We start from the raw sequence: 13,359 nt of genomic DNA on the forward strand, positions 1-13,359 counted from the left end.
TCTTAATGTTTACTCTCGCACAACTTTGAGGGTTTGGAGGCGGGGATCGCTGCAACCTGTGATTTTGCCGCCGGCAGCAAGGACTTGTTGCAGGTAGTCAAGGGCTTCTGGGGTAATGATTTCACCGGGCATCAAAACGGGTATTCCTGGCGGGTAAGGACAGATGAGTTCGGCGCCCAGGCGATCGACTGCTTTGTCTGCTGCTACTGTTTCGGCTGGGGAAAAGAAGGCCTCGCGGGGGGAGAGTGGGGGAGTGGAAAATCGGGGGAAGGAGAGAATCTCGTCTTCTTTCTGACTTCTTCCATCTAAGTGAGATGTTGCACCATTTTCAAGAACAGGCAAGATGCCTGTTCCACAAAGAGTGAATTTGATTGTGGGGTGGGCATCTTGCCCGCCCCTAAAAGACTTATTGACAATTATGTCAGATGTGACTTTTAAAAGAGTACAAGCTTTAACTAGATTGTCGATATCTGTTTCTGTATTTCCCAAACTGATAATAAATGTTAGATGTTGAGGCATGGGAAGTTCTGCCGTGACTCCGAGTTCCGAGTGCAGAATTTCATCAGCCGCAAATCCTGTAATTCCTAAATCGGATACTTTTACTGTTAGCCTAGTTCTGTCTAATGCTGCAAAACCGGGTGTGTTTAATGGTGCTAAAACTGATAAGCCGGGAATTTGACTAATCTGCGATCGCGCTTTTTCTGCTAATAGTAAAGTTTGCGCCATTAACTCCTTGCCGTGGAGTGCGATTTGTTGGCGGGCGGCGTCTAATGATGCTAATAATAAGTAGCTGGGACTGGTGGATTGTACTAGCTGCAATGCTCGATCGAGTTTTTGGATATTTATACGATCGCCCTTGACGTGCAACATCGATGCTTGTGTCATGGCACCGAGGGTTTTGTGGGTTGATTGTACGGTTAAATCTGCTCCTGCCGATAGTGCCGTTTGTGGCAAGTTTGGGTGGAAGTTAAAGTGCGCGCCGTGGGCTTCGTCTACTAATAACGGGATGTTGTATTGATGGGTAATTTGGGCGATCGCCCGCAAATCCCCGCAAACGCCGTGATAGGTTGGGTAAACCATCATTACTGCTTTGGCGTCGGGATGTTGTTTTAGGGCTGCTGCTGTGGCTTCTGGGGTGATGCTGTTGGCAAGATCCCAAGTGCGATCGTACTCTGGATTGACAAAAATCGGCATTGCACCGGATAAGATTAAGCCTGAAATTGCCGAAGAGTGGATATTTCGAGGCAAGATAATTTTATCGCCTCTGCCGCAAGTCGCTAAAATGGCGGCGATAATTCCGCAAGTCGAACCGTTGGCTAAAAAGCGAGTTGAGTCTGCTCCAAATGCTTGGGCTGCTAACTCTTGAGCTTCGGCAATTACACCTTCTGGGTTGAAGAGATTGTCTAACTCGGGCAATTCCGGCAAATCCGAGCGAAATACGGCTGCACCGAACAAGTCTACTAAGGCTTGAGAGATGCCTTGTCCGCGTTTGTGTCCGGGGGCGTAGAATGGGGCGTGATGGTGGTTTGTGCGATCGCGCAGCGCATCTAATAAGGGTGTTTGTTGTTGAGAGTTTGGTACTGACACGCTTTATCTCAATTGCTGTATTTGATATCTAGTTTAATGCCTAAGGCATAGTTATATGCGGGCGTAGCAGGAAAATATCGCTATTTAGATAGATGTATTTACCGCACTTTTGAGTTGATAATAATGACAAATAAACACTACCACAACTTGGTTATTTTTGTTATCGAAAATAGCTAAAAGTGGCGAAAAAATGTCTTTGAAACATCTCTTAAACTGAGTGAAACACTAACATGATTTTTCCTAATCCTACTCCGTTTCCAGGCCCGCAGATTCCCGGTACCGAACCGGGGCTGCCGGAGATTCCCGCATCGCCACCGGTGCCTGGCCCGGTTCCCGAACCGATTCCCGGGCTCGTACCGGAACCGGTACCTGCGCCAATTCCGCAGCCAATTCCCGAACCTGTGCCGGAAACTGTTCCTTCTCCGATTCCTCAAACAGTGCCGGGGCCTATTCCTCAGACAATCCCTGAACCTATCTAAATTATGTTTTAGCGCTTCGGGAAGTTTAACAGAATTTGTGAGGTCGATCGCCCAAACCGAGTTTCTGGCAAGTCGCAACTTTGTTGATAAATAAGCGATGGGGACAGGTTATGGGCGATCGCTTTTTTGTGTAACAACTTGTGAACCGTTGAGCCATCCACCTCAAGTTAGATATTTATGCGAGCACAGGCGTGAAAATTGGGGCAGCTTGTACGATATATTGCTGATACTTATGATATTTTGAAACAGTGATATTTCTAAATAGCTATGCTTACCGCCGGAATTGTCGGACTGCCTAATGTTGGCAAATCTACTCTGTTTAATGCTTTGGTGGCTAATGCCAAGGCGACTGCTGCTAATTTTCCTTTTTGTACGATCGAGCCAAATACGGGTATCGTGGCAGTACCCGACGAACGGTTGAAGGTGCTGAGCGATATTGGCAATTCTGCCCAAACTGTGCCGACGCGGATGGAGTTTGTGGATATTGCGGGTTTGGTGAAGGGTGCGAGTCAGGGGGAAGGGCTGGGAAATCAGTTTTTGTCTCACATTCGGGCCGTAGATGCGATCGTCCACGTTGTGCGTTGTTTTGACAATGATGATATCATTCACGTTTCGGGTTCTGTCGATCCTCAGCGAGATATTGAAATTATCAATCTGGAACTAATTTTAGCAGATTTAGCTCAAATTGAACGCCGGCTCGATCGCACTCGCAAACAAGCCCGCAACAACAAGGAAGCTCAAGCAGAAGTGGACGTACTCGAAAAGTTAGTCCTGGTTTTGAATGCGGAAAAACCCGTGCGCCAGTGCAGTTTAACCGAGGAAGAAGCTGAATTAGTTAAAGGCTTAGAATTGCTGACAAACAAGCCGATTATCTATGCAGCTAACGTGTCTGAGGAAGATTTGGGAACTGGAAATAGCTATGTCGAACAAGTACGGGAAATCGCAGAAGCAGAAAACGCTAAGGTTGTCATAGTTTCGGCGCAAGTTGAGTCAGAATTGGTAGAGCTACCAGAGGAAGAACGGGCGGATTTCTTAGACTCTCTGGGGGTGACTGAAGGTGGCTTAAAATCTTTGATTCGAGCTACTTACGAATTATTGGGTTTGCGGACTTATTTCACCAGCGGGCCGCAGGAAACTCGCGCTTGGACGATTATCGCGGGAATGTTAGCACCGCAAGCTGCGGGAGTTATTCACTCGGATTTTGAGCGGGGTTTCATCCGGGCCGAAACTGTGGCTTATGAAGATTTGGTGGCTACGGGCGCGATGAATGCGGCTAAGGAAAAAGGCTTGGTTCGCAGTGAAGGAAAACAGTATGTTGTACAAGAAGGGGATGTGTTGTTGTTCCGATTTAACGTTTAGTCTTTTAAGGAGATAAGCAAATGGATATTGTTTCACTGGCAATTGCTTGGTTGGTAACATCTGTGAGCTTTTTTATTATTTCCAAGTTGCCCATCGGCGTGGATATTGACACTTTTGGAAAAGCGATGATTTCGGCTGCGGTTTTTGGATTGCTGAATGCTTTAGTGCGGCCGATTTTTATGTTGTTTAGTTTTCCAGCTTTGTTGATAACTTTTGGTTTGTTTATGATTGTTATCAACGCTGCTATCTTTGGATTGGCGGCTTGGCTAGTCGATGGGTTTCGGTTGCGCTGGGGAATTTGGAGTGCTTTGTTGGGGGCTATAGCCCTCGGTTTTATTAACTCTTTGCTCTATCAGTTGTTGAGTACCCTGCCAAGTCGGTAGAGAAAGGTAACTCGAACAAAAACAAAGAGGGCGGGTTTATCTATCTTGTTAACTGTGGCAAGTATTTCGGGTGGAACCCGCCCCTACGGCAAATATCCCCGGTAAAACCCGCCGCTAATGACTAATGACTAATGACTACTGACCAATGACTACTGACTACTGACCAATGACTACTGACCAATGACTACTGACTACTGACCAATAACTAATTATCAGTATCAGTAGCAAAAGCCTCTCGACTGCGGCTATTTTCAACAGGCCAGTCGATATTTTCCCCGCCAATAATCAGTTCTTCAACTGTTACAAATTCTTTGCTGAGTTGCTGGAAAACATTAATTAAAACATCGATGGCGAGAGCGTCGCTAGTCCCCAAATCAAACCAGCATCGAGCCCACACTCCCTCGTACTCCATTTCTCCCATATTGTGCATCAAAGCCATCATGCTTCGGTCGGCTAGATTAACGTCATAATTCATGTCACTGATATCTAAGCCTTCATCTTGAACTTGCAAATTTTCCGCATTAAATCCTCCCAGTTTTCCCAAGAAAAACCAAGAGTCAAACACTTCTTCTACATACTGTTTTTCACCGTTTGAAGGCACGTTGCTGAACTTCAGCCAAATCCAAAGGTCAAAGGGGTTAAACTCGCGAAACTGTACTTGCATAGTTTTTGGGTATTTTTATAGTGCTGGTAAAGCCGTCGGCCCCCAGATTCCATCTGCATCTCTAATTTTATCGCGCATCGGGTCACAGTCGCGAGATTTGCTGTCGAGACGGTTGCGGGTTTTGCACTGCTGAAAGAAGATTTCGGCTACTAAACTGCGCGGTAGTTGGTCGGGTTTTGCTAAGGCGGCGTCGAAGTTTTTTCGGGCTTCTTCAAGTAAGGTTTTGTTGCTGTCTTTACCCCGGGCTTGGGAAAACAGGATTTGTGCTTTTAGATAGAGGATTTCGGGATTGTTGGGCGTTTCTGCTAGGGATTTGTTGGCAAATTCTAGGGCGCGATCGTACTTTTTCAAGTCTCGATAACCTACGGCCATGCCGCGATAAGCTAAGTAGCGGGGAGAGGCTTTTTCTTCGAGTCGTTGAATGGCTTCGCTGGGGTTGGAAAAGGGCAGGTTTTTGGCTAGCATTAAGTCCATGTAGCCTTTGATCAGGTTGAGTTCGGGGTCGTTGGGAGCTATTTTTTCGGCTGCATCTAGGTATTGAAATACTACTCGCAGTTTGTTTAGTGCTTGGGGCGCGCCTTTGGCTGTTCCTTCTTTGGCTATGGCATTTGCTCCTTCTAGAAAGTGACCTGCTGCTGTGTAGATGTTGCCGCGCAAGGGGTTTGTTTTTGTCAATTTTTCGCCGACTTCGCGGGTTTTTTGCGCGTAGGAATTCATCGAGTTGAAGTCCTGCTCGATGTATGATAATGAGGCTGCCATTGCATAGGCTAGCGGTTCGTTTGGTTCGGTTGATAGTGATTGTTGAACTTGTGCTTTTGCTTGTTTGTAGTTCCCTTGCTGAAACATTGTTTTGAAGGCGGTTTCGGTGTTGGGCCCGATCGCCTGCGGGTTGTTGGCGCGAAAGGGATCGCCCGCTACTGCGGAGTTAATGCAGATGCCCAGGGCGATCGCACTTGCTGAAAGGGCGATCGCCCGCACTGTCTGTTTAGAACTTAACATTTGCTTGCCCAGCGATGCTAAAGGGTTTTTCGTCATCGTCAATTCTCGCTCGTGTAATATACTGTAAACTAGAAACTTATCAGTTATATTCTCAGACTAAGAAAGCCGCCACCAAAAAAGAGTAAAATTTGCTTGATTTTTTCGGTCTCTTGAGGTATATTTTAATAATGGGAGTGTGACTTCTAATATATGAACTGACGGATTTGCATTATTAAATAATACCATGAAACAAGTTAAAAATCAAACGCCCAAGCTCGAAAAAAAAGGAATTTTTTGTAAAGATTTATGTAAAATTAATGTAAAATCATTATGGGCGCTCGCCACGAGCCAAAAACACCTTAACTATTAATAGCACAAATCCGTTAACTCCGTTAAATAATCCGTTGCCGAACTTCCTTCTCCCCAATTACCAATTGCATTAATGCTTTATCTAAAAAACATAGTCTATCATCCTACAGCCTGTCCCAATGCTATTCTGAAAAATATCAACTTAGAACTGCCGTCGCAGCAAATGGGGCTAATTGTGGGCCGCAGCGGTTCCGGCAAAAGTACGCTCTTAGAAATATTAGCAGGTTTAGCAGAAAAAACTAGCGGCGACATCCGCTGGCGCGACCAAGAATTAACACCGGAACACTTGCAACAGTTGGGAGGTTTAGTGTTCCAGTTTCCAGAAAGGCATTTTTGCGGAGGCACAATTTTAGAAGAATTGCGGTTGGGACATCCCGAATTGGGACAAGAACAAATCAACAAAGCAATGACAGAAGTGGGACTCGGACATTTGCCGCTGAAGGCTTCCCCGCACGCTTTGAGTGGTGGACAACAGCGCCGGGTAGCCCTGGCGGTGCAGCTAATTCGGCAGCCGCATTTGCTGCTTTTGGACGAACCGACGGCGGGTTTGGATTGGTCGATGCGCCGCCAGTTGGTAAGCTTGTTGGGTAAGTTGAAAAATCACTGGACTTTGTTGATTGTCACTCACGATGCTAGCGATTTGTTGAGCGTTGCTGATAAATTCTGGACTTTAGACCACGGGGATTTGCAGGAGGTCGATCGAGCTAAATTAGAGGCTAAGGAAGCGAGTTGTGTGAGTCAGTAGTCAGTTGGCAGTTGACAGTTGGCAGTTGGCAGTGGGCAGTTGGCAGTGGGCAGTTGGCAGTGGGCAGTTGGCAGTGGGCAGTTGACAGTTGGCAGTTGTCATTAGTGCGAGCGTCCCCGCTCGCGAACATTAGTCATTAGTCCTTTCGATAGTTATTAGAAGATGAACCAGATGGAAATTATTATGTTGCCGGAGATGAATGAGTTGTGGCAAAAAACGCTGAATTGGCAGCCGGATGAGTCGCAGCAGCAACAATTTCAGCGGCTTTACGAGTTAATTGTTGAGGGTAATCTTTCCTTGAATTTAACTCGAATTACTGAGCCAGTCGAGTTTTGGGAAAAACATTTGTGGGATTCTCTGCGGGGCATTGCGAGACTGCTGCCAGGTAATCAGAATTCGGCGGAAAATAGCGAATTGCCCGCCGAGTCGGTGTTAAAAGCGATCGATATCGGGACTGGTGGGGGTTTTCCAGGTCTGCCGATCGCGATCGCCCTGCCCCATCTATCAGTTACCTTGCTCGATTCTACTCGCAAGAAAATTACTTTCTTGGACACAGTTTTGCCGTCTTTAGGGATAGAAAATGCTGTGACTTTGCTGGGCAGATCCGATGAAATTGCCCGACAGCCGCAGCACAAACAAGCTTACGATTTCGCACTTCTCAGAGCAGTTGGAGCCGCTTCTCTGTGCGCTAAATGCGCGCTGCCACTGCTGAAAAATGGCGGTTTGGCTGTACTTTACCGGGGAAATTGGACGGTAGAGGAAGAAACAGAGTTGCAAAGTGCGATCGAGCGTTTAGGCGGCACAGTTGAGTCAGTCGAATCATTTACAACGCCGACGAGTCAGGGCGCGCGACACTGCATTTACTTGCGGAAAACTGTACAGCAGTTCGAGCGTCCTGTTCGCTAGCTGAAGTACAGATATGGGGTAGGGAAACGGCACTGCCGTGTCCTGTATTTCATCAGATTGAAGACTGCTATAAAGTGACTCGCTAGCTAATATCAATTCCGGTTACTAGCCGATGCTATTTTCTAGTGAGCTTCACTCTTGGACTTTTGAGGACTGAAGTCCTCACTACAAACCTAATGATAATTATTTGACATGACTTGATATCAAGTGATATTTATATTTTATATTTCACAAAGTTTGTAGCAGCCCTGAAGTGAAGACAGCGCAACTACAAACAATGTTAAACTAACCGATCGCCTTTTCGTAGCGCTTGTTAATTTCCGCCCAATTAACAACGTTCCACCAAGCTTTTAGGTAGTCAGCACGCAGGTTTTGGTATTTGAGATAATAAGCGTGTTCCCAAACATCATTGCCCATAATTGGATAGTTACCATCAGTTAAAGGACTGTCTTGATTGGCAGTAGTTGCAATCTCAAGTTTGCCAGCTTTATTGCGTACCAGCCAAACCCAACCGCTACCAAAACGCTTAGTACCGGCGTCGTTAAACTTGGCTTTAAAATCCTCAACACTGCCGAAACTTTGCTTGATTGCTGTAGCAATTGCCCCTGTGGGTTCGCCACCCCCTTTAGGACTCATGATTTCCCAAAACATACTGTGATTGAGGTGTCCGCCGCCATTATTGCGAACTGTTGTGCGAATATCTTGTGGCACTTTGCTCAAATCTTTGAGCATATTTTCAACAGTTACATTTTTGAGAGCCGGGTATTTACTCACAGCATCGTTGAGGTTTTTAACGTAGGTGGCGTGGTGTTTGTCGTGGTGAAATTGCATTGTCCGCGCATCGATGTGCGGTTCTAAAGCATTGTATTCGTAAGGCAGAGGTGGCAGTGTAAAAGGCCCGGGAGTTTGAGCTATTTTTGGGCTTTCTGGAGCTGAACTTGCTTGCACTACATTATTATTTCCTGACGCTTGGCAAGCACCTGCGGTAATAGCTCCGACGCTGGCCGTTACCAAATACAAGAAATCTCGGCGTTTGAGTGTCATAAAATATCCCTAACTGCATTATTAACTGTTTTATCTCAGATTAAAGCAAAATGGAAGCGAGTTGAGAAAAAAGTTTTATCGCCCGAATGGATGAGACGGATGGGTGATGTTCGCGAGCATAGCTCAAGTTTAGGCTAATCAGGTGCGTGTAAATAGGTGTCACGTGCTCCGGCTCGCAAACCCGGTTTCTTTGTCGAAACTGGGTTTTTTGTATTATTCTTGGGACAAGGGCTGCTGGGCTTCACGGCTTTTTTGCCGGGAAACCAGTGGCTGGCGTTACCTGAGAAGTTGTAGCGCATCTTGCAATAGTCGTGAGTCTCGCCAGCATTCGCCAAATTCCACAGCCACAAAATTACTCGAATGTTAACACTTCTGGGAGTATTTTCGATAGTTAACAACCGACGTGCCAAGTCTTAAACCAATCTTCTGCTTATCGATCGATTGCTGCCTTTTGCAACCTTGCTAATATCGGCAGCAAAATTTCATCGCCTCTATCTAACAATACTACAGCTTTCAGATGCTCGTTAAAATCTTCAGATTTAGCTGCTCCCAAACTCAAAGTTTGTACTTACGCTTGTGATAAATAAAACAAATCGTTAAACACCATCAGACTCAGTAAATAGCACCAATCTACCAATTTTTGCTACGAATACTGTTACCTGACGAAAGGAAAATTGGCATTAAATCCCTTCAGGTGCGCAGGGCGCACCTGACAAATGTGAGTTAGATCGCACGTTTTGTTAGTGTTTCTTAGGGTTTTTGGGAAAGGGAATTCCTAAACTTTCGTGAAAAACAAGCTGAGTTTTATAAGTCAAGCGGCGGTTGACTTGTTTGATGATTTTTTCCAAAAGGGCATCGCCGGTTTTTTCAATGAGAGGTTGAGACATCGATCGAATAAACTTAGGAAAGCAAACCCCCACCGCTAAATCCAGCTTCCACGTCGCACTGGTAATCGCAGGCGGTAGCTGGGCGCGTTGCGACGCAGGCCAATCGGCGGCAAACTCCTGAGACGGTATCTCCACTAGCTTCATTGCCGATCGAAAATCCACTTCATATCCCGGTGAGGTATAATTCGGAACCGGGATTGTCTTAATCAAATAGCAGCCTTCAGCGTCAGGCGGTAGCAACTCTAAACCAATTCTCGCTTCAACTCGGTAGCCGAAGGCCCCAAAACGCCCGATTAATAGATCGTAGCCGTTTTCGCCGATCGGCTCAGCTTTCATCGGCGAAGCGCACTGACAAAACCAATTCTTGTGATTGTTCAAATGCTCAGCCACCGTAGCAGCATCGGCGTACATCTCCATGCTGTCTTCAAAATGCGTGTGAAACCAAATCGGTTCAACTTCATCTGTTGCATCAGCACTTCCACTTTCGGGCTGTCTGAAACTCGCATCTGGGTAGCAATTTTCGTCAGAAGCTTGAACAGTGTGATATTCAGCGGAATCCTGCCTCATCATATGCTCTCCTGTAATACACGCCAATCAGTCGGGTTGGGGATGTGATCGGGGAGTTTTCTCCCTACAATTGAGAAATAGATAGCCACAAAACTTACCCTAGAACAGCATAACTCGACTTATGAAAGCATTTGTAGCAGGAGCCACAGGCCAGACTGGCCGCCGAATTGTCGCAGAATTAGTCAAGCGGGGCATTCCCGTGCGCGCCCTAGTCCGAAATCTAGAGACAGCTAGGCAAATTTTACCACCGGAGGCAGAGTTAGTGACTGGGGATGTATTAAATGCGACTTCTCTGGGGGATGCGATCGGCGACAGTACGGTGTTGCTGTGCGCGACGGGGGCGGCCCCCGGTTTTGACCCGACTGCGCCTTACAAGGTGGATTTGGAGGGTACTAAAAATTTGGTGGAGGCAGCTAAGGCTAAGGGAATTGAGCATTTTGTGCTGGTGACTTCTCTGTGCGTTTCTCAGTTTTTTCACCCGCTGAATTTGTTTTGGCTGATTCTGGTTTGGAAGAAGCAGGCGGAGGAGTATTTGCAAAAAAGCGGTTTGACTTATACGATCGTCCGTCCGGGCGGTCTCAAAAATGAGGATAATTCAGATGCGATCGTCATGACGGGCGCAGACACAATGTTTGAGAGCAGCATTCCCCGCACTAAGGTAGCTGAAGTCTGCGTGGAAGCGCTGTTTCAGCCGGCTTCTCGCAACAAGGTTGTGGAAATTGTGGCGAAGCCGGAGGCCCCGCAAAAGAGTTTTGAGGAGTTGTTTGCCGGTGTGGTTTGATTGAATTAGGGTCGATTGGTAGAGTGCGGAGCGAGAAAAAACAATCTGATCAGAGTCAAAAATTTGGGCGCTCCGCACTCTACATCTGTGCAGTAAATCTCAAATCTAAAATCGACGCTCCCTACAACAATTTTCCGATCGCAAAATCTGGCAAAATCTTAAGAGTTTGACAATCCGCCATTGAAATTTCCCTCTCCCAGCATGAAAACTCTCAAGTGGCCAGCTTGGTTCCCCTATCCGATTTCGTGGTTAAGGGCATTTGCTCTCGCTCAGAGTTTTAGTTTCGTCCTTCGCAGGGGTATTCCTTTCGCCAGCGACGATATCGGCTTTCTGACTCTGCTGCTGGCGGCTTGGCTGATTCAGTTACCTTTGTTCTTTGTCGCTCACTTTTTAGCGGTCAAAATCTTAAATCCCTTACTGACTATGCTACCGGGCCCCAACGCGAAAGCCCGTAAGTTCAAGCGGCGGCATACTGGTATTCGATCGCACTTCCGAGAAGGGTTGAATGCTGTTGTAGTGATTTTTTTTGCATTCAATCTGGCGCTGTTGGTGCAACTGGCGATTTATTATTGGCCCGCGCGATCGATCGATCCGGCGCAAATGCTCGCAGGCATCTCTACTTTAACAAATGTGGCGATCGCCGGTGAATTTGATTTCTGGCTCATCAAATTGGCGGGGGCTTTATCTAGTTTAACCCTGTTAGCCGCGCCGCTATACCAACACGATTTTCGGGTGCGCCGGCTGCGGGTGACTCGAAAATTAGCCGAAATCGCGGAAATGGAAATGACTGCATTTGAATCTGAAAAATTTCGCCGTCACAAAAGAGGTTTGCTGAGGCGATCCGAAATTCAAATCCTCGGATTTTTACTTGCAATCGGCGCTGTAATTAGCGGCGCTGTTTTTTTGGTTGCCAATTTGCGGGGAAATCAGCAGTTATCGCCTGCGGCGAGTCAGGTTAGCAAATCGCCGCCGCTGGCTATGAAAACTGGCGATCCTTACATTCGAGCTTTGATGCGGACTATTTCTGCTAGCGAGTCGAATGTTTCTCGGCCTTATCATGTTGTTTACGGCGGCAAATATGTATTAGATTTGAGCCGTCATCCTGACTGGTGCGTGAAGATTGTTAACGGCCCAAATGTGGGCAAATGTACTACAGCGGCGGGTAGGTATCAATTTTTGACTACGACTTGGAAGGATAAGGCGAAGCGCTATCACCCGCGGCCTGGTAATTTTGTATGGTGGCAAGATTACAGTTTTGAACCGGAAGATCAGGATGCTGTGGTTTATGCTTGGTTGAGCGATCGCAAGTTTTGGAAAGCTGATATTCCTGAGATGTTGCGGCAGGAAAAATTAACTGAGGTTTTGCGGATGCTTTCGGGAACTTGGACGAGTTTGGGATATGGAATTGAGAACAACTCTATGAGTTCTAGTTTGCCAAAAGTTTACCAGAAGATGCTGCGGGAAGAATTGGCAAATGCTGGCTCTTAGCAATTTATATCAAATCCCTAAGAACGACAACAATACAATTGGTTTGTAGTGAGGACTTTAGTCCGCAGATGAGTACGGTCGTAGTCACTACAAACTTACGCGGTAGTCTCCGTCAGGCAAGCTTTGCAGAGTCGGTCTGATTTGAGCTAGAACTGTTGCTGCACAGAGAGTTAGCATCATTTATCTGAATTCCTCCTGTGAAATCGGCGATGGCGGTGGCTGGTGTTTGGGCTGCTGTGGGCGATCGGCTTAAACAAACGCGCCCTGTAACAAATTCATAATAGTTCTTATCCAGTTTAACTTGATCCCTGAGTGTGATAAATAATTATTTCCTGGTTTCATCTCTATTACCGAATATGAGTAATAATAGAAATATCGAGCAAGCCCCGAGAAATTTTACGGCCCATATCTAGTGATTAATTGAGGATACTGCTATGTTTGACCTGACGAGAAAAACGAAAAATTTAGGGCGGGTTGAAACCGGAAATTGTGAAGGCGGAGGCTCTGCGTCCAAAAGTAGCCGTGCTGTGCGATCGCGAGTTTACAAAGATGAGGCTTTGGTGTCGGCAACGCTGGCGGGACTTCCGGCTCTTTTGGCATCCCTGGAAAGCTTTTGCGAGTAGTAGAGTTTGACAATTTATGTTGTTGAACATCGGGAGTTGACTCAGCTAATTATTGCCACACGCCGGAAAAGATATTCTTGACTGCGATCGCAATTCGACTTAAGTCTTCTTTCAGCAGCGGCGGCCAAGAAACTCCTCTGCGAAGTCCGGCTTCAAATTGCAGCAAACTTTCTACTGAGAGTAAATGCAGTGCGGAGATTAATTGTCGATCGAGCATTGGAGATTCTTGCAGCCCTTCAAACAATATTTTTAAAGCTAATAAAATCGATGTCACCTGTCCGGGTACGGGCGGCTGACCTTGTTTCAGGCGCATCAGAAAGGCGTCGGGATTTTTCTTAGTTTCGAGGGCGGTTCCTTGGTCGATCAGAAAACTGCGGGCTGTCTTGTAATCCATGGGACGTGCGATCGATACTCTGGCAATTAATTAGTTAGCATTATATCATCTTTTGTCGCGCTCAATTTGGTAATATAGCAAATAAGCTGTTCTGCATTTAAACGG

At 46.5% G+C, this 13,359-nt stretch carries 16 protein-coding genes; 8 read left to right on the top strand and 8 right to left on the bottom strand.

Annotation, left to right across the window (positions count from 1 at the left end; genetic code table 11):
• Positions 1 to 9 precede the first annotated feature (9 nt).
• Positions 10 to 1,587, bottom strand: a complete 1,578-nt coding sequence (locus tag QUB68_RS05350; RefSeq protein ID WP_332990049.1) for an aminotransferase class I/II-fold pyridoxal phosphate-dependent enzyme — start codon at positions 1,585 to 1,587, stop codon at positions 10 to 12.
• A 230-nt stretch (positions 1,588 to 1,817) separates the two neighbouring features.
• Between QUB68_RS05350 and QUB68_RS05355 the strand changes: the two genes are divergently transcribed.
• The 3 genes from QUB68_RS05355 (at position 1,818) to QUB68_RS05365 (ending at position 3,808) form a co-directional block, all read left to right on the top strand.
• Positions 1,818 to 2,066: a gamma-aminobutyric acid A receptor, epsilon-like protein gene (locus QUB68_RS05355; protein ID WP_332990052.1), complete on the top strand. Its 249-nt coding sequence runs from the start codon at positions 1,818 to 1,820 to the stop codon at positions 2,064 to 2,066.
• A gap of 267 nt (positions 2,067 to 2,333) precedes the next feature.
• On the top strand, positions 2,334 to 3,425 hold the full coding sequence (ychF, locus tag QUB68_RS05360; protein ID WP_332990054.1) for a redox-regulated ATPase YchF: 1,092 nt from the start codon (positions 2,334 to 2,336) through the stop codon (positions 3,423 to 3,425).
• A 20-nt stretch (positions 3,426 to 3,445) separates the two neighbouring features.
• Complete coding sequence (locus tag QUB68_RS05365; protein WP_332990055.1) at positions 3,446 to 3,808, top strand: phage holin family protein; 363 nt, start codon at positions 3,446 to 3,448, stop codon at positions 3,806 to 3,808.
• Between the two features lie 205 nt (positions 3,809 to 4,013).
• Here QUB68_RS05365 and QUB68_RS05370 read toward each other — a convergent pair whose 3' ends face one another.
• Both QUB68_RS05370 and QUB68_RS05375 read right to left on the bottom strand, forming a co-directional pair.
• Positions 4,014 to 4,472 carry a DUF3531 family protein gene (locus QUB68_RS05370; RefSeq protein ID WP_332990056.1) on the bottom strand — a complete coding sequence of 153 codons (459 nt, stop codon included), beginning with the start codon at positions 4,470 to 4,472 and terminating at the stop codon, positions 4,014 to 4,016.
• Positions 4,473 to 4,487: 15 nt separating this feature from the next.
• Positions 4,488 to 5,507, bottom strand: a complete 1,020-nt coding sequence (locus QUB68_RS05375; RefSeq protein ID WP_332990057.1) for a Sll0314/Alr1548 family TPR repeat-containing protein — start codon at positions 5,505 to 5,507, stop codon at positions 4,488 to 4,490.
• Positions 5,508 to 5,892: 385 nt separating this feature from the next.
• Here QUB68_RS05375 and QUB68_RS05380 point away from each other — a divergent pair, with 385 nt between their 5' ends.
• Both QUB68_RS05380 and rsmG read left to right on the top strand, forming a co-directional pair.
• Positions 5,893 to 6,564 (top strand): ABC transporter ATP-binding protein, encoded by a 672-nt coding sequence (locus QUB68_RS05380; RefSeq protein ID WP_332990059.1) that lies wholly within the window; start codon positions 5,893 to 5,895, stop codon positions 6,562 to 6,564.
• Positions 6,565 to 6,726: 162 nt separating this feature from the next.
• Complete coding sequence (gene rsmG, locus QUB68_RS05385; RefSeq protein ID WP_332990061.1) at positions 6,727 to 7,470, top strand: 16S rRNA (guanine(527)-N(7))-methyltransferase RsmG; 744 nt, start codon at positions 6,727 to 6,729, stop codon at positions 7,468 to 7,470.
• A 285-nt stretch (positions 7,471 to 7,755) separates the two neighbouring features.
• On the opposite strand, the gene QUB68_RS05390 is transcribed toward rsmG, so the two are convergent.
• From QUB68_RS05390 to QUB68_RS05405, 4 genes are all read right to left on the bottom strand, one after another.
• Positions 7,756 to 8,514, bottom strand: a complete 759-nt coding sequence (locus QUB68_RS05390) for a Fe-Mn family superoxide dismutase (protein WP_332990063.1) — start codon at positions 8,512 to 8,514, stop codon at positions 7,756 to 7,758.
• Positions 8,515 to 8,648: 134 nt separating this feature from the next.
• Positions 8,649 to 8,924 (bottom strand): hypothetical protein, encoded by a 276-nt coding sequence (locus QUB68_RS05395; protein ID WP_332990064.1) that lies wholly within the window; start codon positions 8,922 to 8,924, stop codon positions 8,649 to 8,651.
• 20 nt (positions 8,925 to 8,944) lie between these two features.
• Positions 8,945 to 9,073, bottom strand: coding sequence for a hypothetical protein (locus QUB68_RS05400; protein ID WP_332990066.1), 129 nt, complete (start codon positions 9,071 to 9,073; stop codon positions 8,945 to 8,947).
• 181 nt (positions 9,074 to 9,254) lie between these two features.
• Positions 9,255 to 9,968: a DUF1997 domain-containing protein gene (locus QUB68_RS05405; protein WP_442923044.1), complete on the bottom strand. Its 714-nt coding sequence runs from the start codon at positions 9,966 to 9,968 to the stop codon at positions 9,255 to 9,257.
• A 121-nt stretch (positions 9,969 to 10,089) separates the two neighbouring features.
• On the opposite strand from QUB68_RS05405, the gene QUB68_RS05410 reads away from it, so the two are divergent.
• The 3 genes from QUB68_RS05410 to QUB68_RS05420 all read left to right on the top strand — a co-directional run bounded on the left by QUB68_RS05410 (position 10,090) and on the right by QUB68_RS05420 (position 12,860).
• Positions 10,090 to 10,749 (top strand): NAD(P)H-binding protein, encoded by a 660-nt coding sequence (locus QUB68_RS05410; RefSeq protein WP_332990070.1) that lies wholly within the window; start codon positions 10,090 to 10,092, stop codon positions 10,747 to 10,749.
• Positions 10,750 to 10,950: 201 nt separating this feature from the next.
• Positions 10,951 to 12,237, top strand: coding sequence for a glycoside hydrolase family 24 protein (locus tag QUB68_RS29940; protein ID WP_442923042.1), 1,287 nt, complete (start codon positions 10,951 to 10,953; stop codon positions 12,235 to 12,237).
• A 434-nt stretch (positions 12,238 to 12,671) separates the two neighbouring features.
• Positions 12,672 to 12,860, top strand: a complete 189-nt coding sequence (locus QUB68_RS05420) for a hypothetical protein (protein ID WP_332990072.1) — start codon at positions 12,672 to 12,674, stop codon at positions 12,858 to 12,860.
• Positions 12,861 to 12,909: 49 nt separating this feature from the next.
• Here QUB68_RS05420 and QUB68_RS05425 read toward each other — a convergent pair whose 3' ends face one another.
• Positions 12,910 to 13,254 carry a Dethiobiotin synthetase gene (locus tag QUB68_RS05425; protein ID WP_332990073.1) on the bottom strand — a complete coding sequence of 115 codons (345 nt, stop codon included), beginning with the start codon at positions 13,252 to 13,254 and terminating at the stop codon, positions 12,910 to 12,912.
• Positions 13,255 to 13,359: the final 105 nt, after the last annotated feature.

The organism is Microcoleus sp. A006_D1, from assembly GCF_036702805.1.
GTDB lineage: Bacteria > Cyanobacteriota > Cyanobacteriia > Cyanobacteriales > Microcoleaceae > Microcoleus.

Bases quoted from the DNA above. Each gene is read 5' to 3' on its own strand.
- QUB68_RS05355 (WP_332990052.1), top strand. From the start codon at position 1,818: ATGATTTTTCCTAATCCTACTCCGTTTCCAGGCCCGCAGATTCCCGGT.
- ychF (WP_332990054.1), top strand. From the start codon at position 2,334: ATGCTTACCGCCGGAATTGTCGGACTGCCTAATGTTGGCAAATCTACT.
- QUB68_RS05365 (WP_332990055.1), top strand. From the start codon at position 3,446: ATGGATATTGTTTCACTGGCAATTGCTTGGTTGGTAACATCTGTGAGC.
- QUB68_RS05370 (WP_332990056.1), bottom strand. From the start codon at position 4,472: ATGCAAGTACAGTTTCGCGAGTTTAACCCCTTTGACCTTTGGATTTGG.
- QUB68_RS05375 (WP_332990057.1), bottom strand. From the start codon at position 5,507: ATGACGAAAAACCCTTTAGCATCGCTGGGCAAGCAAATGTTAAGTTCT.
- QUB68_RS05380 (WP_332990059.1), top strand. From the start codon at position 5,893: ATGCTTTATCTAAAAAACATAGTCTATCATCCTACAGCCTGTCCCAAT.
- rsmG (WP_332990061.1), top strand. From the start codon at position 6,727: ATGAACCAGATGGAAATTATTATGTTGCCGGAGATGAATGAGTTGTGG.
- QUB68_RS05390 (WP_332990063.1), bottom strand. From the start codon at position 8,514: ATGACACTCAAACGCCGAGATTTCTTGTATTTGGTAACGGCCAGCGTC.
- QUB68_RS05405 (WP_442923044.1), bottom strand. From the start codon at position 9,968: ATGAGGCAGGATTCCGCTGAATATCACACTGTTCAAGCTTCTGACGAA.
- QUB68_RS05410 (WP_332990070.1), top strand. From the start codon at position 10,090: ATGAAAGCATTTGTAGCAGGAGCCACAGGCCAGACTGGCCGCCGAATT.
- QUB68_RS29940 (WP_442923042.1), top strand. From the start codon at position 10,951: ATGAAAACTCTCAAGTGGCCAGCTTGGTTCCCCTATCCGATTTCGTGG.
- QUB68_RS05420 (WP_332990072.1), top strand. From the start codon at position 12,672: ATGTTTGACCTGACGAGAAAAACGAAAAATTTAGGGCGGGTTGAAACC.
- QUB68_RS05425 (WP_332990073.1), bottom strand. From the start codon at position 13,254: ATGGATTACAAGACAGCCCGCAGTTTTCTGATCGACCAAGGAACCGCC.